Raw genomic sequence first — 19005 nt, 5'->3', positions numbered from 1 at the left:
ATGCCCGTTAGCGAGAGAAGGGGCGGATGCCACCGCCGAATTCCGGCTGCGCGCTGACGTACAACAGCAGCCCGGCGGCCAGCAGGATCAGGCCACCGGCCAGCGCCAGCGAACCCCAGGCCACCGCGCTCCAGGCGGCGGGCGCGCGCGAACGGCTGAGGCGCACCGCCAGCCGGCGGCTGTAATGCACCAGCAGCGCCAGCATGGAGATGGTCAACGAGGTGCCGAACGCCATCGCCAGCGCGGAGATCACTCCCCAGCCAAACACGCCGATCACCTTGGAAAACAGCAACACCAAAATCGCCCCCGAACAGGGACGCATGCCCATCGCCAGCACGATGGCGGCCTGAGTGCGCCAATCGCTTCCCGCCTGCAGCTCGCTGTCGCTCGGCAGATGCCGGTGGCCGCAGCCGCAATTGGCGCTGTGGACATGATCCGCCGCCAGCGGCGTCAGGCTGTTGATGCGCAGCGCCGGCGCCGGGCGCATCGCCTTGATCGCCGCAAACAGACGTTTCAGCGCGCGCCAGCTCAGCAGCACGCCAAGCAGCATCACCAGAATAAAACTGCCCTTCTCCAGCCAAAAGCTGCTTTGGTGCAGCTGGCGCGAAGAGAGCTGCAACACCACCAACATCAACGTCACCAGCGCGATCGCCACCAGCCCCTGCACCAGCGAAGCGGCGAAGGTCAGCTTCAGGCTGCTTTTCAGCCGCGCCGGGTGGGTGGCCAGATAGGTGGCGATCACCACTTTACCGTGGCCGGGCCCAAGCGCATGCAAAACGCCATAACCGAGGCTGAACAGCATCAGCGCCAGTCCGGCCTGCTGCGGTGCGGCCTTCACCTGCTGCAACAGCCCCGCCATCTGTTGATGCAGCGCTTTTTGCCATACCACGCTCTGCATCAGCAGCTGCGGCCAGTAGTGCCACGCCAGCAGCGCGGCGGCCATCAGCGCCAGCGTGAACGGCAGCAGCGGCCACAGGCCAAAGGCCCAATGGCGTCGGCTTGTCGTCGGCGGCGAGAAATTTAGCGACATTGCAGCGTCACCCGCTGGGCAAACTGTTGCCCCAGCGCCAGGTCTTCGCCGGGCGAGTCGTTCTTGTCGAGCGACAGCGCATAGGCCTGCAGCGACGCATTCGGCTTCGGCGTCATCAGCTTGTAGCTGCACTGCTGCGCCATCTCCGGCGGCAGATGCAGCGCATTTTGGTCTTTATAGGTCATATCCACGAAATAAGTCGGATCGTAAGTAGAAAGCTCGAACGGCTTGCCCGCCAGCGGCTGCGGCTCGGCCAGCGGCAGCACGAACTCCAGCACCGCCTGGTTGCCCTGGCGCGACAGGTGATATTCGCTGGGCAAGTTCAGGTATTTCACCGGCTTGCCGTCGCGATAAAGATCGGTGAAATAGTGCTGCCCCAGCACGTTGGCCATCACTTCCGCCGCCAGCTTTTTCCACACTTCCGAATCGCTCTTGGCGTTTTTCGCATCGTAGAGCAGATCCGCCGAGGTGATTTCATCCATCACCCACACCATTTTCAGGCCGATCAGCCGCTGGTCTTTGGCGACGAAGGTGGTGTTCATGTCGATAAAGCTGTGCGGATGAGCGGCCGCTCCAGCGCTGAACACGGCGCCGAGGGCAGCCAAAAGACGACGTAACTTCATCATTATCCTGTCTTACCTGCATTTGTTATAACGTAACACAAATAACTACCGAACGGTCCGCCGCTCCCGGCAATATTTGTGACGAAAGTTGTAAGCCGAAGTAAAAGCCGCGCTGTCATCCTGACGTTACAAAGCCTTTTGCTATGCTTAGGCATAATCGCAACCTTTTATGCCGGAAGGTGATAATGAGCCTGGACACCTCTCCCGTGCCCGAGCTCTCCGGACAACAACGGCGCTGTCATCTGCTGCTGATGCTGTACACGCCGGAGCCCGAGTTACAGCTGGAGACCTTAAGCCGAATCAATGGCGTCGCCCCCCCGATAACCCGGCAAGATATAGCCGAGGTGGCCAGTGAAATCCAGCGTTTCCACCATCTGGAGATCGCCGTCGATCCCGACCATGGCTACCAACTGCGGGGCAGCGCGCTCGACCAACGCCTGTGCCTGATCCATTGGCTGCGGCGGGCCCTGCGCTGCAGCCCGCAGTTCGTCGAAAGCGACTTCGCCCCGCGCCTGCGGCTGGCGCTGGCGCTGGCGGCCGATGCCGGGTCGGCGTCGCAGCTGGCTCAAGTGATAGATGCCTGCGAGCCGCTGCTCAACCGCCACTTCGACGCGCGCGACCGCCAATTCCTGCAGCATTATCTGCTCTACTGCGCCTGGCAAAATCGCCTGCAGCAGCATCCGCGTTTCGACGCCGTTCAGCGCGACTGGCTGCGGCAAAAGCCGGAACAGCAAGCCGCCGCCTGGCTGCATCAGGCCTGCAACCGGCTGTTTAACCAGCCGCCGCAGGCGGACGAGCGCGATTTTTTAGCGCTGACCTTCACCCTGTTGAAAAATCACAGCTACCACAGCAATGACTCGGCGCAAGAGCAGAGATTGATGGCGGCGATCGGCAGCATGGTCGAGCGTTTCCAGCAACTTTCCGGCATGGCCTTCAGCAGCAAGGCCGAGCTGGTCAGCCAGCTGTTCGCCCACCTGGCGCCGGCGCTGGAGCGCTGCCGTTTCGCCATCGGCATCGACAATATGCTGCTGGAAGACGTGGTGCGCAAATACCCGCGGCTGATGCGCACCACACAGGAAGCGCTGATACCGCTGGAGCAGGAGTACGGCGTGCATTTTTCCAACGAGGAGGCGGGCCTGGTGGCCATCAGCTTCGGCGCCTGGCTGATGCAGGACAACGCGCTGCAGGAAAAACAGGTGCTGCTGCTGACGCTGGACAATCCGCAGCTGGAAGAGGAAGTAGAATATCAGATCCGCGAGCTCACGCTGCTGCCGCTGAACATCAAGTATCTGCCGCTGAGCGACTATCTGCGCGGCGGCGCGCCGCAGGGCGTCACGCTGGTGATCACCCCTTATGCGGCGGTGCACAACGATCCGCACCCGCCGCTGATCTATACCGAACTGCCGCTGGAAACCCGGCAGCGCCAGGCCATTCGCGCGCTGCTGGAAGCGCCTTAATCAACGGCTGACGCTGACCGCCGGCGGCCGGATGAACAAAGCCGGCGCCGCGACCGCCGCCATCACCCAGAATACCCCGCCCTGCCAATGTTCGAACAGGAACCCGGCAATCACCGTCATGACGGCGATACCGCCGCCCATCGCCAACGCCGAATACACCGCCTGCAGCCGGATCACCTCTTGCCCCTGACGCGCGGCGATAAAGCGCATCGCCGCCAGATGGCAGACGGTGAAGGTGCCGCAGTGCAGGATCTGGATCAGCAGCAGCCAACCCAGCTCGGTGCTGTAGGCCATCAGGCTCCAGCGCAACACGCCGCAGCAGGCGGAGAGCAGCAGCAGGTTGCGCGCATTCCAGCGGCGGAACAGCACGTTGCTGCTGGCGAAAATAATCACCTCCGCCACCACGCCCAGCGACCACAGATAACCGATGGTCGAGGCCGAATAGCCCGCCTCCTGCCAGTAAATGGAGCCGAAGCTGTAGTAACCGGCGTGCGCCCCCTGCAGCAGCGTGACGCACAGCAGGAAGCGCCACACCGGCCCCTCTTTCAACAGCGCCCACAGCGAACGCTCGGCTCCGCCGTGCGTGCGCGCTTCGCCCTGCGGCATCACGCTCGGCTTCAGCAACATGCCCAGCAGCATCGCCAGCACGCTGAAGATCAGGCTGTAGAGAATGGCGTTATGGCCCCACACCGCCACCAGCTGCCCGGTCAGCGCCGAGCCGATGACGAACGCCAGCGAGCCCCACAGCCGCACCCGGCCGTAGTCCATGCGGATTTGCTTTTGCCAGGTGGCGGCCAGCGCGTCGGTCAATGGCACCAGCGGCGAGAAGAACAGGTTGAACCCCGCTATCACCAGCATCAGCCAGCCCCAGCCGTTGCCGAAACAGAAGCCAACCGCGAAAGCCAGGGTCAGCAGCGCCAGCAGGCGCAGGGCGGCGACCAGATGAGAGGGATCTTTAACGCGCGGAGCAATCAGTAAACTGCCGAGGAAGCGGGCCACCAAACCGGCGCCGAGCAACATGCCGATGGTTTCGGGCGCGATGCCCTCGCCTTTCAGCCACACGCCCCAGAACGGTAAGAAGATGCCGTAGGAAAAGAAGTAGGTGAAATAACTGAGCGCGAGCCAACGCGTGGATTGCAGAACCATGATCCCTCCGGTGTGAGGGCAATACTTTGACAGAGCTCACACCGGCCCGCAATCTTCATTCCACTTCAATGCGTTAGAGTGCCAGACAGCTCACAGTTTGCCGCAAGCGGCCATAAAAAAACCCGCCGCAGCGGGTTTTGTCAGGCGAAAGCGGGATTAGGCGTAAACCGGCAGGCGGGCGCAGATATCCAGCACTTTCTTCTTGGTGCGTTCGATGGTGGCTTCATCGTTGATGTTGTCCAGCACATCACAGATCCAACCGGCCAGTTCGCGCACGTCGGCTTCTTTGAAGCCGCGACGGGTCACGGCCGGGGTGCCGATACGCACGCCGGAGGTAACGAACGGGCTCTTCGGATCGTTCGGCACGCTGTTTTTGTTGACGGTGATGTTGGCGCGGCCCAGGGCGGCGTCCGCTTCTTTACCGGTCAGGTTTTTGTCGACCAGATCCAGCAGGAACAGGTGGTTATGGGTGCCGCCGGAGACCACTTTATAGCCGCGCTGCAGGAACACTTCCACCATCGCCTTGGCGTTGACCGCCACTTGCTGCTGGTAAACCTTGAACTCAGGCTCCATCGCTTCTTTCAGCGCCACCGCCTTGCCGGCGATCACGTGCATCAGCGGGCCGCCCTGGCCGCCAGGGAACACGGCGGAGTTCAGCTTCTTGTACAGCTCTTCGTCGCCGCCCTTCGCCAGGATCAGGCCGCCGCGCGGGCCCGCCAGGGTTTTGTGGGTGGTAGTGGTGACGATGTGCGCGTGCGGCACCGGGTTCGGGTACACGCCGGCGGCGATCAGGCCGGCCACGTGCGCCATGTCGACGAACAGATAAGCGCCGATGCTGTCGGCGATTTCACGCATTTTGGCCCAGTCAACCACGCCGGAGTAGGCGGAGAAGCCGCCGATGATCATTTTCGGCTTGTGGGTTTGCGCCTGTTTGGCCAGATCGTCATAGTCGATTTGACCTTTGTCGTCGATGCCGTAAGGCACCACGTTATACAGTTTGCCGGACAGGTTAACCGGGGAACCGTGGGTCAGGTGGCCGCCGTGCGCCAGGTTCATGCCCAGAATGGTGTCGCCCGGCTGCAGCAGCGCGGTGTACACGGCGAAGTTAGCCTGGGAGCCGGAGTGCGGCTGCACGTTGGCGTAATCGGCGCCGAACAATTCTTTGGCGCGGTCGATAGCCAACTGCTCAACGATATCCACGTATTCGCAGCCGCCGTAGTAACGCTTGCCCGGATAGCCTTCAGCGTATTTGTTGGTCAGCTGGGAACCCTGAGCCTGCATTACGCGCGGGCTGGTGTAGTTCTCAGACGCGATCAGCTCGATGTGCTCTTCCTGACGCACCACTTCCTGCTCCATGGCACGCCACAGTTCCGCATCGTAATCGGCAATGTTCATTTCACGCTTTAACATCCGGCATCTCCTGACTTAAATCAGCTAACTAAAAAATCACCAAATAACTACCCGTTTGGGGTCTGGGCCACAGTGTAAACCGTTTCGCCCTACCGAAGATAGGTCTTGACAGAGGTTTTTACGCAAACGATTGGCATAAGGCGGCGCAAGGCTTTGATCCGCGAAACGCTGCCGTTTATCAACGGACATTTCCTCATGCGAACAATGCGCTTTTTTCATGTTCTGTGAGCGCGATCGACGCCCGAAGAACACCGCAACGAAAACAAGGGTATTTACAAGCGGCGCGGAACCCAATAAGATGCATTTAAAATGCATCATTAAAATTCTCGTCAAGATCCCAACCCAAGGAGCGCTCCCATGCTGGATAGCCAAACCATCGCCACCGTGAAATCCACCATCCCCCTGCTGGCAGCAACCGGGCCGAAGCTGACCGCCCACTTTTACGATCGCATGTTCGCCCACAACCCGGAATTGAAAGACATTTTCAATATGAGCAATCAGCGCAACGGCGATCAGCGTCAGGCGCTGTTCGACGCCATCTGCGCCTATGCCGCCAACATCGAGAACCTGGCGGCGCTGCTGCCGGCGGTGGAACGCATCGCGCAGAAGCACACCAGCTTCAATATTCAGCCGGAGCAGTACCAAATCGTCGGCGGGCACCTGCTGGCGACGCTGGACGAAATGTTCAGCCCGGGTCAGGAAGTGTTGGACGCCTGGGGCAAAGCCTACGGCGTGCTGGCCAACGTGTTTATTCAGCGTGAAGAGCAGATTTATCAGCAGAGCGAAACCGACAACGGCGGCTGGCGCGATCTGCGCGCATTCCGCATTCTGAAGAAGCAGCCGCAGAGCGACGTGATCTGCAGCTTCGTGCTGGCGCCGGTGGACGGCGGCCGGGTGGCGGACTTCAAACCGGGGCAATACCTGGCGGTCTACATCAAGCACGACAGCCTGGAACATCAGGAAATTCGCCAGTACTCGCTGACCACCTCGCCGAACGGCGAGTTCTACCGCATCGCGGTGAAGCGTGAAGATCAGGGTAAAGTGTCCAACTACCTGCACCAGCAGGCGCAGGAAGGCGACGTGATTGACATCGCCCCGCCGCACGGCGACTTCTTCCTCGACGTGACGCCGACCACGCCGGTGGCGCTGATCTCCGCCGGCGTCGGCCAAACCCCAATGCTCGGCATGCTCAACAGCCTGCACGACAGCCAACATCAGGCGCAGGTCCACTGGCTGCACGCGGCGGAAAACGGCAGCGTGCACGCCTTTGCCGAGGAAGTGGCGGATATTGCCGGGCGCATGCCGAATCTGAGCCGCCATGTGTGGTACCGCGAGCCGGGCGCCGATGACGTGGAAGGCCTCGACTACCACAGCCGCGGATTGATGGATTTGAGCGCGCTGCAAGGCAGCCTGGCCGATCCGCAAATGCACTATTACTTCTGCGGCCCGGTGGCCTTCATGCAGTTCGTGGGCAAACAGCTGTTGGAGATGGGCGTAGAGGCCGAACGCATCCACTACGAATGCTTCGGCCCGCATAAGGTGCTGTAATGCGTGCGGAGCGCGGCCGTCAGACCGCGCTCCCCCTTCATTTCTCCTGCAGTTGGCGCGCGTCCTGCACCTGCTGCACCGTCACCGGCGCCGCCTGGTTGCCCCAGCTTCCCCGCAGATAGCTCATCAGATCGGCCGCTTGACGATCGTTCAACGCCCAGCCATAAGCCGGCATGTCGAACGCCATCGCCTGCTGCGTGATCGGCGTATGCGCCCCTTCCAGCACCACCCGCAGCGCGGTCAGCGGATTATCCGCCGTTACCGTGGCATTGCCCGCCAGCGCCGGAATGGCGAAGTCGGTGCCTTCACCTTGATTGCCGTGACAGGTCGAGCAGTACATCGCATAGGTCGCCTTGCCGCCCGAATTATCCGCCTGCGCAGCAGATGAGGCAGGTTTGGCGGCGGTGTCCGGCGCCAGGCTGCGCAGGTACACCGCGATGGCGTTCAGATCGCCGTCGCTGAGGTACTGCGTGCTGTGGGTCACCACCTCGCTCATTGGCCCGGCGACCGCCGCATGGCGGCTGCGGCCGGTTTTCAGCAGCGCCGTCACCTCTTCCGGCGGCAGGCCGCGCAGATTGGAGGCGTACCAGCCGTCCAGCTCGGCGCCGCTCAGGAACACCGGCTCCTTACCGTCCAGGCCCTTCTCCTGCATCGCCCAGCCGCGCGGCGTGTGGCAGCTGCCGCAGTGGCCTGCGCCTTGCACCAGATAGGCGCCGCGGTTCCACTCGGCGCTTTGCTGCGGATCCGCCTGATACGGCTGGTCGTCGTGGAACAGCTGATTCCACACCGCCAGCGGCCAGCGCATCGACAGCGGCCAAGTGATGTCGCTGTCGCGGTTGGCGACGTTCTGCGCCGGCACCTCGTTCATCAGATAGTCATACAGCGCGCGCATGTCTTCCGTGCTCATTTTGGCGTACGAGGTGTACGGCATCGCCGGATAAAGCCGGTGACCGTCTTTGGCGATCCCCTGACGCATGGCGCGATCGAACTCTTCGAATGAGTAAGCGCCGATGCCGTGCAGCTTGTCCGGCGTGATGTTGGTGGCGTAGATAGCCCCGAGCGGCGTCGGGAACTTCATGCCGCCCGCCAATTCGGCGCCGCCCGGCGCGGTATGGCAGGCGGTGCAGTCACCGGCTTTGGCGACGTATTCCCCGGCCGACATCGCCAGGGCCGAGCCGCCGGCGGCCAACAGGCTCAACAGGTACAGTGAACGCAGACTCATGCTCCCTCCTTGGCGGCAACCTTGCCGTAGGCCAGTTCGTTAACCGCGCGCCACGCCTGATCGATCGCCGAGTTGGCGTACGGGCTCCAGTCGGCATCGGAGTTGGCGATAGCGATCTTGCCGATCGGCTGCCGCGCCGTTTCGATGATTTTCTTGGCTTCGTCTTCGTCGTCAAACAACCCGTTGAGGAAGTAGGAGTAACCGTGCGACCAGCGGTTGACGGTGATCGCCTGAATGTCGCGCTGATGATCGAAACCGGCCTCGCCCAGCATGCCCTGCAGCTGTTCGCGGATCATCTGTTCGTGCACTTCGAACGGCGTGCCCAGCAGCAGCGCGCGCCCTTTACGCGACTGTTCGCGCGTGCTGAGGCCGCTGCCCGGCAGCGTCGGCACATACACCATATGCAGGCCGATCGGCCGATCCGGATCGCGCGGGTGCTGATAGCCGCCCATGCTCACCGGATAGTCCAGCTTCACGCGGCTGTACGGCGCGGCCGGCGAATAAACCTCGTGCACGCCCAGCTTGATGAACGGCTGCCAGTTGCGGATCACCACCTTGCTGTACACCAGCGGCGCCTTGACGTTCTGCTTCAGCGCCTCCTGCTGCTCGTGCGCCATCTCCGGCACCAGATACGGGATCATCATGTTGTAGCCGGCCATCACCACCTGCCCGGCGCGCACTTTGGTCATCTTCTCGCCGGTCATGTAGGTGACTTCCACCTTGTCGCCGACGTTGGCCGCGTGCAGCCCGGTGCTGTTCAAACGCAGCTTCACCGGCGACTCCGGCCGATCGAGCTGGCTGTAGTCGAATTTAGCCAGCACCACATCGTTCATGTCCTTGCCGGCCGGCGCCACCGCCGGGATCAGCTGGCGCACCATCAGGCGCGCCAGCGTGGCGTTGCCGTCCGGGAAGTGGAACACGTAAGGATCGTCGAGATCCGCCTGCGACTCTTCGTCCAGCGGCGGCAGATTCATGCCGTTCAGGCCCGGCAGATCGCAAATGCGCGCATCGCTGCACGAGGTGCCATCGATGCCCACCGCCTGGAAATCGTTGGTGGTCTGCTGGAAATAACGGATCGCCAGCTCGCTCAGGCCCACCTTCTCCCGCAGGAACTGGGTATAGCTGTGGGTATCGAGCCACTCGACCTTCTGCTCCAGCGTCATCTCCGGCAGATAATCCTTCTCCACCGTGTGCAGCGCGATCAGCGCCTGGCGATCGCTTTCCGGCAGCGGGAAATCGCCGATGAACGCTTCATAAGAGCGGCCGTTGAGGCGATCGCGCGGGATGTCGTCCGCCACCGTGCGGCCCGGATCGCCGCTCACCACCTTGTCGACGCCGAAGTTCTTGCGATCGAAGTAAACGCCGCGGCTCAAATTCAAATCCGGGTAGAAGGTGGTGTCGAAAGCCTGTTCCAGTTGGTCGATATCGACGCCGAGCTTGCGCAGCAGCCCCATCGCCACCGGGCTGAAGTTGGAACGCGGCGACTGCAACGATTCGCTGCCGCCGTAGCCGAGCAGCATGCCGTCGTCGCTGTTGAACTCGTTGCGCTTGGCATGGCCGCCGAAGTCGTCGTGGTTGTCGATCAAAAGAATGCGCTGCCGCTCGCCTTTCAGCTGCTGCCAGAAACAGGCGGCCGCCAGCCCGCTGATGCCGGCGCCGACCACCACCAGATCGAACTCTTCAACGGCGGGCACGCTGCCGAAATCAAAGGTTTTGCCGTCGCGCCCCAGCTGGTGCGCATGCTCGAACGAGCCCGGATGGTTGCCCCGCAACCCGGTCAGCGCCGGCGGATAGTACAGGGTTTGATTAGCGGTTTGCGGCGACGCGCGCAAGATTTGCAGCGGCGTCAACCCGGCGGCGATGGTGATCGCCACCCCGTTGAGAAAATCGCGTCTGGTGATACCCATATAGGCTTCCTTTCAATTTTTATTATCATCAGCCGGCCGGAGCCGGCCCAAAGGCCGCGCTATTGTGCGGATAATTATTGTAAAATCAATGTTTGAACATCACATGACGAATGGCCGTGTAATCCTCCAGCCCATACATCGACATATCCTTGCCGTAGCCGGACAGTTTCTGGCCGCCGTGCGGCATTTCGCTCACCAGCATGAAGTGGGTGTTCACCCAGGTGCAGCCGTATTGCAGGCGGGCGCTTAAGCGATGCGCGCGGCCCACGTCGCGGGTCCACACGGACGACGCCAGCCCGTAATTGGATTCGTTCGCCCAGGCCAGTACCTGCTCTTCGTCGTCGAACGGCGTCACCGTCACCACCGGGCCGAACACTTCGCGCTGCACGATCTCATCGTCCTGGCGCGCGCCGGCCAGCAGCGTCGGCTGGAAATAGTATCCCGGCCCCTTCACCTTCTTGCCGCCGGTCACTACCTGCACATGCGGCAACGCTTTGGCTCGCTCGACAAAACCGGCCACCCGCTCCAGATGCTGGGCGGTAATCAACGGCCCCAGCTCGGTGGTCTCGTCGTCCGGCGCGCCGATCTTCAGGCTGGCCACCGCCTCGCCCAGCCGCTTCACCAGCTCGGGATAAATGCTTTTCTGCGCGTAGATGCGGCAGGCGGCGGTGCAATCCTGCCCGGCGTTGTAGAACCCGAAGCCGCGAATGCCGTCCACCACCTGCTGCAGATCGGCGTCGTCGAACACCAGCACCGGCGCCTTGCCGCCCAGCTCCATATGGGTGCGCTTAATGCCGGCGGCGGTGTGGGCGATGATGTGCTCGCCGGTGGCGATCGACCCGGTCAGCGACACCATGCGCACCTTGTCATGCCCGGTCAGCCGATCGCCCACGCTGGCGCCGCGCCCGAACAGCACGTTGAGCACGCCCGGCGGGAACAGCCCGGCGGCCAGTTCGGCCAGTTTGAAGGTGGTCAGCGGCGTCTGCTCCGAAGGCTTGATCACCACGCAGTTGCCCGCCGCCAAGGCCGGCGCCAGTTTCCAGGCCGCCATCATCAGCGGGTAGTTCCACGGCGCGATCGAGGCCACCACGCCGAGCGGATCGCGGCGGATCATCGAGGTGTGCCCGGCCAGATACTCACCGGCCGCCATGCCGGTCAGGCAGCGGCTGGCGCCGGCGAAGAAGCGAAATACGTCGGCCACCGCCGGCAGCTCGTCGTTCAGCACGCAGTGATAAGGCTTGCCGCAGTTGAGCGACTCCAGCCTGGCGAAGGTCTCGGCATGCTCGTCGATCAGATCCGCCAGCTTGAGCAGATGCTCGGCGCGCTCCTTCGGCGTGGTTTGCCCCCAGGCGGCGAACGCGGCGTCCGCCGCCAGCACCGCGCGATCGACCTGCTCCGGGCTGGCCTCCGCCACCTGCGCGATCACTTCGCCGGTCGCCGGGTTATACACCGGCTGGGTCGCGCCCTGGCCATTCACCAGTTGGCCGTCAATCAACAGTTGGCTTTGCATAGGGTTATCCTTTTGTCAGAGGTCGGGTAAGGAAATTATTTGCCGCTGCCGGCGACGCTTTCCCCACCTTTGGTCAGGTAGTAAGCGCCGAGGATCGGCAGCATGGTCAACAGCATCACCGACAGCGCCACCACGTTGGTGATCGGCACGTCGCGCGGGCGACCGAGCTGGTTCAGCAGCCACAGCGGCAGCGTGCGCTCGTGGCCGGCGGTAAAGGTGGTCACGATGATTTCATCGAACGACAGCGCAAACGCCAGCATGCCGCCGGCCAGCAGCGCCGAGCCGAGGTTCGGCAAGATCACGTAACGGAAGGTTTGCCAGCCGTCGGCGCCGAGATCCATCGAAGCCTCGATCAGGCTGTACGAGGTGCGGCGGAATCGGGCGATGACGTTGTTGAACACGATCACCACGCAGAACGTCGCATGGCCGACGACGATGGTCAGGATGCCCGGCTCGATGTTCAGCGCCTTGAACGCCGCCAGCAGCGCCAGGCCGGTGACGATCCCCGGCAGCGCGATCGGCAGCAGCAGCAGCAGCGAAATGCTGTCTTTGCCGAAAAAATCGCGCCGATACAGCGCCGCCGCCGCCAGGGTGCCGAGCACCAGCGCGATGGCGGTCGCCAGGCAGGCGATCTGCGCCGACAGCAGCACCGCATCGAGGATGTCCTGCCGCCCGGCGGCGACGTTGAACCAGTGCAGCGTAAAGCCCTTCGGCGGGAAGCTGAAGGCCGCGTCTTCGGTGTTGAAGGCATAGATGGCGATGATCGCCAACGGGAAATGCAGGAAGACAAGTCCGCCCCAGGCGGCCAGCTTCAGCCCTAAGGGCGCGCGTTCAGAGTGCATCGAAAGCCCCCAGACGTTTGACGATGGAAAGGTAGATGGCGATCAGAACGATCGGCACCAGCGTAAAGGCCGCGGCCATCGGCATATTGCCGATCGCGCCCTGCTGGGCATAGACCATGCTGCCGATGAAATAGCCCGGCGGCCCCACCAGCTGCGGCACGATGAAATCGCCCAGCGTCAGCGAAAAGGTGAAGATCGATCCGGCGGCGATGCCCGGCACCGCCAGCGGCAAAATGACGTGGCGGAAGGTCTGCGCCGGCCGGGCGCCCAGATCCGCCGAGGCGTGCAGCAGCGAGGGCGGCAGGCGCTCCAGCGCCGCCTGGATCGGCAGGATCATGAACGGCAGCCAGATATAGACGAACACCAGAAAACGCCCCAGCCCCGAGGTCGACAGCGTGTTGCCGCCGACGCCGGGCACCGTCAGCAGCGAAGCCAACAGCGGCTCCAGCCCCAGGTGCTGCAGGAACCACTGCGCCACGCCGTCTTTCGCCAGCAGCAGGGTCCAGGCATAGGCTTTAACGATATAGCTGGCCCACATCGGCATCATCACCGCGATGTAAAAGAACGCCTTGACGCGGCCGCTGGTGTAGCGCGCCATGTAATAGGCGATCGGGAACGCCAGTACCGCGCTGGCCAGCGACACCAGCACCGCCATGGTCAGCGTACGCAGGATGATGTCGTAGTTGGCCGGGTTGAACAGCGCCGCCAGGTTGGCGAAGGTCAGATCCGGCGTCACCGCCATGGTGAAATCGTCGAAGGTGTAGAACCCCTGCCACAGCAGCGTCAGCAGCGAGCCGAGGTACACCGCGCCGAACCACAGCAGCGGCGGCACCAGCAGTAACAGCAGATACAGCGTCGGCCGGCGATAGAGCCAGGTCGACAGCGCGCGCACGCTACCACCGCGCGCCGAGGGGGAATCGATGCTCATGTCCATCTCACCTCTCCTCCAGCAGCGGCACCATCGCCGCGCGCGGCCAGCAGGCGACGATCGGCTGGCCGATCTGACGCTGTTGCCCTGCGGCGATCCACTGTGGATTGGCCTGGCTGACCAGCAGCTTTTCGCCGCCGTTCAGCGCGATCTCATAGCGCGTGGCCGCGCCCTGGTAGTGGATTTCCTGCAGCGTGCCCTGCACCTGGATTTCGTCCTGCGCCGCGCCGCCTTGCTCCAGCAGGCGGATATGTTCCGGCCGGATCGAGAAGGTTCGGCTTTCGCCAAGCAGGCGCTGCGCCAGCTCGCTGCGCACCACGTTGGAGGTGCCGACGAACTCGGCGACGAACGGCGTCTTCGGCCGCATGTAAAGCTCGCGCGGCGTATCCACCTGCTCGATGCGGCCGTTATTGAACACCGCCACCCGATCGGACATCGACAGCGCTTCGCTTTGATCGTGGGTGACGAAGATAAAGGTGATGCCCAACTGACGCTGCAGCTTCTTCAGCTCGCCCTGCATCTGCTCGCGCAGCTTGAGATCCAGCGCGCCGAGCGGCTCGTCCAGCAGCAGCACCCGCGGCCGATTGACCAGCGCGCGCGCCAGCGCCACGCGCTGCCGCTGGCCGCCCGACAGGTGCGCCGGTTTGCGTTCGGCGACGAAACCGAGCGCCACGCTCTCCAGCGCCTCTTGCGCCCGCGCCAGCCGCTCGCGTTTGGCGACGCCCTTCACCATCAGGCCGTAGGCGACGTTTTCCAGCACCGACATGTGCGGGAACAGCGCGTAATCCTGAAACACGGTGTTCACGTCGCGCTGGTACGGCGGCAGGTTGGCGGCTTCCTGGCCGTGAATGCGAATAGAGCCGGAAGTCAGCTGTTCAAAGCCGGCGATCAGGCGCAGGCAGGTGGTTTTGCCCGAGCCGGACGGCCCGAGCATGGAGAAGAATTCCCCGTCCTGAATGTCGATGGATACCCGATCCACGGCGCGAACATCGCCGAAAGTCCGCGAAACATCGATGAATTGCACGGCAATGGTCATTTTCTGTGCTCCATTCTGATGTAATTCGGGCGCAGCGGGCTGCGCCCCGCGGCTTAGCGGCCGCCCATGATGGCGATGTAATCCTGGGTCCAGCGGCTGTACGGCACGAACTTGCCGCCCTGCGCCTGCGGCGTTTTCCAGAAGGCGATTTTGTCGAACTGGTTGAAACCGTTGGTTTCGCAACCCTTCTCACCCAGCAGCGCGCTGGCCTTGCAGCCCGCCGGTGAAGCCGGCACCGACCCGAACCAGGCCGCCACGTCGCCCTGCACCTTCGGCTCCAGCGACCAGTTCATCCACTGGTAGGCGCAGCTCGGGTGTTTGGCATCGGCATGCAGCATGGTGGTGTCCGCCCAGCCGGTCACGCCCTCTTTCGGGAACACGGTGGCGATCGGCTGTCCTTCGCCCTTCAGGGCGTTGGCCTGATACGGCCAGGCGCTGGAGGCCACCACGCCTTCGTTTTTAAAGTCGCTCATCTGCACCGAGGTATCGTGCCAGTAGCGGTGGATCAGCGCGTGCTGGCTACGCAGCAGCTTCAGCGCCGCCTGATACTGCTCTTCGTTGAGCTGGTAAGGATCGCTGATGCCGAGCTGCGGCTGGGTGGCCTTCAGGAACAGCGCCGCGTCGGCGATGTAGATCGGGCCGTCGTAAGCCTGCACCCGCCCCTGGTTGCTCTTACCGTCCGGCAGGTTCTGCTGCTGGAAGATCACCGCCCAGCTGTCCGGCGGCGTCGGGAAGGTTTTGGTGTTGTACATCAGCAGGTTCGGTCCCCACTGGTACGGCGTGCCGTAAGTTTTGCCGTCCACGGTATACCAGGCGCCGTTCAGCAGGCGCGGATCGATGTTCTTCCAGTTCGGGATCAGCGCGGTGTTGATCGGCTGCACCCGCTTGCCGAAGATCAGGCGTAGCGAGGCGTCGCCGGAGGCGGTCACCAGATCGTAGCCGCCCTTGGCCATCAGGCTGACCATTTCATCGGAGGTGGCGGCGGTCTTCACGTTCACCGCACAGCCGGTTTGCTTTTCAAACTGGGTGACCCAGTCGTAGTTTTTGTCGGACTGGCCGCGTTCGATGTAGCCGGGCCAGGCGATGATGTCCAGCCGGCCTTCGCCTTTGCCCAGCGACTGCGGCAGATCGGCCGCCTGGGCCAGGCCGCACAGCACGGTGAGACAGAGCGCGGAGACGGTGGTGGTGACTGCGGTAGTTTTTCCCATCGTAATTACCCCTGTGTTGCTTATCGGTATGCGGCAGGGAACGGCTGCCGCCTGATTTTTCTTGATATAACCGTTAGAAGCTGGCTTTGAACTTCGCCATTACGTGCCTGACAACGCTGTAATCCTGCAGCGAATCGCTGGACAGATCCTTGCCGTAGCCGGAGCGTTTCAGGCCGCCGTGCGGCATTTCGCTCGCCAAGGTGAAATGAGTGTTGATCCAGGTGCTGCCGTACTGCAGATGGGCGGCAATGTGCAGCGCCCGATCGATATTTTGCGTCCACACCGACGAGGCCAGCCCGTATTCCGAGTCGTTGGCCCAGGCGACCGCCTGCTCCAGGTGTTCGAAGCGCGTGACGCTGACCACCGGGCCAAACACCTCACGCTGCACGATCTCGTCGCTTTGCAGGCAACCCGCCAGCAAGGTCGGCTGGTAGTAGAACCCCGGCCCGGAGTGCGCCGCGGCACCGGTGATCAATTCGATATGCGGTTGGCTGAGCGCCCGCTCGACAAAACTGGCGACGCGATCGCGCTGGCGGGCACTTATCAACGGGCCGATCTCGTTGTCCTGATCGCGCTTGCGGGCGAAGCGCAGGCTGGCGACCGCTTCGCCCAGCGCGTCCACCAGTTTGGGATAGATGCCGGCCTGCGCGTAGATGCGGCAGGCGGCGGTGCAGTCCTGGCCGGCGTTGTAATAGCCGTAGGTGCGAATGCCGTTGACCACCTCGTCGAGATCGGCGTCGTCGCAAACAATCACCGGCGCCTTGCCCCCCAGCTCCAGATGGGTGCGCTTGACGCTTTTAGCCGCCGCCTGGAGGATTTTTTGCCCGGTGACGATATCGCCGGTGACCGACACCAGCCGCACCTGCGGGTGCCCCACCAGCTGGCTGCCGACCCCTTCACCGCCGCCATAGACGATGTTCAGCACGCCCGGCGGCAGGATCTCTTGCAGCGCAGGCACCAACGCCAGAATGGTCAGCGGCGTATGTTCGGAGGGTTTAAACACCACGGTATTGCCCGCCGCCAACGCCGGCGCGATCTTCCACGCCGCCATCATCAGCGGATAGTTCCAGGGGGCGATCGAGGCCACCACGCCAATGGGATCGCGGCGGATCATCGAGGTGTGGCCCGGCACATACTCACCGGCCAGTTGCCCTTGCTGCGTGCGCACCGCGCCGGCAAAGAAGCGGAACACGTCGACCGCCGCCGGCAGATCGTCATTGAGCGCCTGATGCAGCGGTTTGCCGCAGTTGAGGGCCTCCAGCTGCGCCAGCTGCGGCGCCTGCCGCTCAATGGCGTCGGCGATACGCAGCAACAGCGTGGCGCGCTGGGCCGGCGTAGTGCGCGACCAATGGCCAAACGCCTGCTGCGCGGCTTTCACCGCGCTGCCGACCTGTGCCGCAGAGGCTTCGGTCAGGGCGATCAGCGTCTCGCCGTTGGCCGGATTGACGATGCACTCCTGCTGGCCTTCGCCGTCGATAAGCTGACCGTTAATGAACTGCTGACAGGACAAACCTGAGAGAACCTGCACATCCGCCATCGCCTGACGCCCCTAAGTGACAAAAACGTTAACCAAATGTGAATAAGTTAGTTTTAATCAGCCTAAGCGAGCCTCTGGCGGGCAACAAATTCTAAATACTGAACGACGCGTTCGATTAAATCGAATGCTTAAGCCCGGCGGCATGTTTGCTGCCGTTCTCGCGCGCGATGGTGAGGAACGGCGTCACCAGCTCCGGCCGCGCGCTGCCGCGCCGCCATGCCAACCCGATATCCAGCGGCTCCAGCAGATCGTCCAGCTTGCGCGCCTCGATCATGTTGCCCTCCAGCGACCAGGCGCGGTACGCCATATCCGGCTGGATGGAGACTCCCATCCCCGCCGCCACCAGGCTGCGCACCGCCTCGGTCGAGGCGGTCTTCATGGCGATCTCCGGCTTCAGCCCGGCGCGCGCCCAGATGCGCCGCGCGTGCACGTCCATTTCATCGGCGTTGAGCTGGATCAGCGGCTGTTTGGCCACGTCCGCCAGGCTGATGCTCTCGTGCTCCAGCAGCGGGTGCAGCGGCGGCAGCCACAGGCGATACGGCGAGTGCATCAGCACCTCGGTCTGCAGCGCGTCGCGGTCCTCGATGTTCGACAAGATCAGCACGCCGATGTCGATCTCGCCGCTGACCAGCAGATGCTCGATGTACGGGCGTTCGTCTTCAACCACCTGCACGGTGACATTGGGATAAGCCGATTTAAAGCGCGTGAGCAGTTCCACCAGGAAGTAACCGGCCACCAGGCTGGTGACGCCGATGGTCAGCTTGCCGGTCAGGCTTTCGGTGCCGATCTGCAGGCTGCGCTTGGCGTTGTCCACCGTCGCCAGGATCAGATACGACTGGCGCAAGAATTGGTGCCCCTGATGGGTCAGCGTCATGCCCTTGGCGTGGCGATCGAACAGCCGCACGCCGATCTCGGTTTCCAGCTGCTGGATCGCCAGCGTCAGCGAAGACTGGGAGACAAACACCGCCTGGGCGCCGGCGGAGATCGACCCGGTTTCCGCCACGGCGATGAAGTGGCGGATTTGGCGTAACGTCATCATGGGGGTGATTCCTCAAGCAAAAACATTGCGTTGAGTGTAGACGCCAGCCGTGAAGCGATCGGGAAAAGTGTCAAAAACGCGATAGCGTTCGCTTTTTTAGAATGCCCGCAGGCAAAAATGGGGGAAACGGCGAGGCGAAGAAGTGTGATGTACGGGGAGCAGAAATGACAAGGGCGCAGCATGCTGCGCCCTCCTGATGGCCGATGAACCTGCGGAGGATCAGATCGCTTCTTCGTCCTGCTCGCCGGTACGGATACGCACCACGCGCGCCACGTCGAAGACGAAGATTTTGCCGTCGCCGATCTTGCCGGTCTGCGCGGTTTGCATAATGGTTTCCACGCAGGTGTCGACGATGTCGTCGGCAACCACGATCTCGATCTTCACCTTAGGCAGAAAATCGACCATGTATTCGGCGCCGCGGTACAGCTCGGTGTGGCCCTTCTGGCGGCCGAAGCCTTTGACTTCGGTGACCGTCATGCCGGTGATGCCCACTTCGGCCAGCGCTTCGCGGACGTCATCCAGTTTGAACGGCTTGATAATCGCGTCGATCTTTTTCATCTTC

The 19005-nt window shown here is 62.9% G+C and carries 16 protein-coding genes; 2 read left to right on the top strand and 14 right to left on the bottom strand.

The window, feature by feature from the left end; genetic code table 11:
• Nucleotides 1-7 precede the first annotated feature (7 nt).
• Together MMS95_RS05500 and MMS95_RS05495 are read right to left on the bottom strand one after the other, a co-directional pair.
• Entirely contained in the window at nt 8-1030 is a 1023-nt protein-coding gene (locus MMS95_RS05500; RefSeq protein WP_156865770.1) for a nickel/cobalt transporter, read from the bottom strand.
• Nucleotides 1021-1656 carry a DUF1007 family protein gene (locus tag MMS95_RS05495; RefSeq protein ID WP_156865769.1) on the bottom strand — a complete coding sequence of 212 codons (636 nt, stop codon included), beginning with the start codon at nt 1654-1656 and terminating at the stop codon, nt 1021-1023. Before MMS95_RS05495 ends, MMS95_RS05500 begins: the two co-directional genes overlap by 10 nt.
• A 182-nt stretch (nt 1657-1838) precedes the next feature.
• Between MMS95_RS05495 and csiE the strand changes: the two genes are divergently transcribed.
• A complete protein-coding gene (gene csiE / locus MMS95_RS05490) occupies nt 1839-3110 on the top strand; it encodes a stationary phase inducible protein CsiE (RefSeq protein WP_242141457.1) in 1272 nt (423 codons plus the stop codon).
• Here csiE and MMS95_RS05485 read toward each other — a convergent pair whose 3' ends face one another.
• Nucleotides 3111-4256 carry a 3-phenylpropionate MFS transporter gene (locus tag MMS95_RS05485; RefSeq protein WP_156865768.1) on the bottom strand — a complete coding sequence of 382 codons (1146 nt, stop codon included), beginning with the start codon at nt 4254-4256 and terminating at the stop codon, nt 3111-3113.
• 156 nt (nt 4257-4412) lie between these two features.
• Nucleotides 4413-5666 carry a serine hydroxymethyltransferase gene (gene glyA, locus MMS95_RS05480; protein WP_004941389.1) on the bottom strand — a complete coding sequence of 418 codons (1254 nt, stop codon included), beginning with the start codon at nt 5664-5666 and terminating at the stop codon, nt 4413-4415.
• Between the two features lie 357 nt (nt 5667-6023).
• Between glyA and hmpA the strand changes: the two genes are divergently transcribed.
• Nucleotides 6024-7214 carry an NO-inducible flavohemoprotein gene (gene hmpA, locus MMS95_RS05475; protein WP_242141456.1) on the top strand — a complete coding sequence of 397 codons (1191 nt, stop codon included), beginning with the start codon at nt 6024-6026 and terminating at the stop codon, nt 7212-7214.
• 37 nt (nt 7215-7251) lie between these two features.
• On the opposite strand, the gene MMS95_RS05470 is transcribed toward hmpA, so the two are convergent.
• The 10 genes from MMS95_RS05470 to glnB form a co-directional block, all read right to left on the bottom strand.
• Entirely contained in the window at nt 7252-8436 is a 1185-nt protein-coding gene (locus MMS95_RS05470; protein ID WP_242141455.1) for a cytochrome c, read from the bottom strand.
• Nucleotides 8433-10343, bottom strand: coding sequence for an FAD/NAD(P)-binding protein (locus MMS95_RS05465; protein ID WP_176326491.1), 1911 nt, complete (start codon nt 10341-10343; stop codon nt 8433-8435). Before MMS95_RS05465 ends, MMS95_RS05470 begins: the two co-directional genes overlap by 4 nt.
• 85 nt (nt 10344-10428) lie before the next feature.
• Nucleotides 10429-11853 (bottom strand): aminobutyraldehyde dehydrogenase, encoded by a 1425-nt coding sequence (patD, locus tag MMS95_RS05460; protein WP_242141454.1) that lies wholly within the window; start codon nt 11851-11853, stop codon nt 10429-10431.
• Nucleotides 11854-11888: 35 nt separating this feature from the next.
• Nucleotides 11889-12695: an ABC transporter permease gene (locus MMS95_RS05455; RefSeq protein WP_004941378.1), complete on the bottom strand. Its 807-nt coding sequence runs from the start codon at nt 12693-12695 to the stop codon at nt 11889-11891.
• Nucleotides 12685-13629, bottom strand: coding sequence for an ABC transporter permease (locus tag MMS95_RS05450; protein ID WP_033632317.1), 945 nt, complete (start codon nt 13627-13629; stop codon nt 12685-12687). The genes MMS95_RS05455 and MMS95_RS05450 overlap by 11 nt, the downstream gene beginning before the upstream one ends.
• A 1-nt stretch (nt 13630) precedes the next feature.
• Nucleotides 13631-14659 carry an ABC transporter ATP-binding protein gene (locus tag MMS95_RS05445; RefSeq protein WP_019452336.1) on the bottom strand — a complete coding sequence of 343 codons (1029 nt, stop codon included), beginning with the start codon at nt 14657-14659 and terminating at the stop codon, nt 13631-13633.
• Nucleotides 14660-14712: 53 nt separating this feature from the next.
• Nucleotides 14713-15867: a putative ABC transporter substrate-binding protein YdcS gene (gene ydcS, locus MMS95_RS05440; protein WP_019452335.1), complete on the bottom strand. Its 1155-nt coding sequence runs from the start codon at nt 15865-15867 to the stop codon at nt 14713-14715.
• Nucleotides 15868-15940: 73 nt separating this feature from the next.
• The gene (locus MMS95_RS05435) at nt 15941-17404 is read right to left on the bottom strand and encodes a gamma-aminobutyraldehyde dehydrogenase (protein WP_242141453.1); all 1464 of its coding nucleotides are present in this window, start codon (nt 17402-17404) and stop codon (nt 15941-15943) included.
• 115 nt (nt 17405-17519) lie between these two features.
• Nucleotides 17520-18443, bottom strand: a complete 924-nt coding sequence (locus MMS95_RS05430; protein WP_015378793.1) for a LysR substrate-binding domain-containing protein — start codon at nt 18441-18443, stop codon at nt 17520-17522.
• Nucleotides 18444-18662: 219 nt separating this feature from the next.
• Entirely contained in the window at nt 18663-19001 is a 339-nt protein-coding gene (glnB, locus tag MMS95_RS05425) for a nitrogen regulatory protein P-II (protein WP_004847623.1), read from the bottom strand.
• Nucleotides 19002-19005 lie beyond the last annotated feature (4 nt).

The sequence above is a fragment of the Serratia sp. PGPR-27 genome (assembly GCF_022678525.1).
Classification (GTDB): domain Bacteria; phylum Pseudomonadota; class Gammaproteobacteria; order Enterobacterales; family Enterobacteriaceae; genus Serratia; species Serratia nematodiphila.
The sequence above is the reverse complement of the archived record's forward strand: the minus strand, read 5'-3'. Positions and strand labels throughout refer to the sequence as shown.

Coding starts and splice junctions, on each gene's coding strand:
- MMS95_RS05495 (WP_156865769.1), bottom strand. CDS start 1,656: ATGATGAAGTTACGTCGTCTTTTGGCTGCCCTCGGCGCCGTGTTCAGC.
- MMS95_RS05470 (WP_242141455.1), bottom strand. CDS start 8,436: ATGAGTCTGCGTTCACTGTACCTGTTGAGCCTGTTGGCCGCCGGCGGC.
- MMS95_RS05430 (WP_015378793.1), bottom strand. CDS start 18,443: ATGATGACGTTACGCCAAATCCGCCACTTCATCGCCGTGGCGGAAACC.
- MMS95_RS05450 (WP_033632317.1), bottom strand. CDS start 13,629: ATGGACATGAGCATCGATTCCCCCTCGGCGCGCGGTGGTAGCGTGCGC.
- MMS95_RS05465 (WP_176326491.1), bottom strand. CDS start 10,343: ATGGGTATCACCAGACGCGATTTTCTCAACGGGGTGGCGATCACCATC.
- MMS95_RS05500 (WP_156865770.1), bottom strand. CDS start 1,030: ATGTCGCTAAATTTCTCGCCGCCGACGACAAGCCGACGCCATTGGGCC.
- MMS95_RS05435 (WP_242141453.1), bottom strand. CDS start 17,404: ATGGCGGATGTGCAGGTTCTCTCAGGTTTGTCCTGTCAGCAGTTCATT.
- hmpA (WP_242141456.1), top strand. CDS start 6,024: ATGCTGGATAGCCAAACCATCGCCACCGTGAAATCCACCATCCCCCTG.
- ydcS (WP_019452335.1), bottom strand. CDS start 15,867: ATGGGAAAAACTACCGCAGTCACCACCACCGTCTCCGCGCTCTGTCTC.
- csiE (WP_242141457.1), top strand. CDS start 1,839: ATGAGCCTGGACACCTCTCCCGTGCCCGAGCTCTCCGGACAACAACGG.
- MMS95_RS05455 (WP_004941378.1), bottom strand. CDS start 12,695: ATGCACTCTGAACGCGCGCCCTTAGGGCTGAAGCTGGCCGCCTGGGGC.
- MMS95_RS05485 (WP_156865768.1), bottom strand. CDS start 4,256: ATGGTTCTGCAATCCACGCGTTGGCTCGCGCTCAGTTATTTCACCTAC.
- glyA (WP_004941389.1), bottom strand. CDS start 5,666: ATGTTAAAGCGTGAAATGAACATTGCCGATTACGATGCGGAACTGTGG.
- MMS95_RS05445 (WP_019452336.1), bottom strand. CDS start 14,659: ATGACCATTGCCGTGCAATTCATCGATGTTTCGCGGACTTTCGGCGAT.
- glnB (WP_004847623.1), bottom strand. CDS start 19,001: ATGAAAAAGATCGACGCGATTATCAAGCCGTTCAAACTGGATGACGTC.
- patD (WP_242141454.1), bottom strand. CDS start 11,853: ATGCAAAGCCAACTGTTGATTGACGGCCAACTGGTGAATGGCCAGGGC.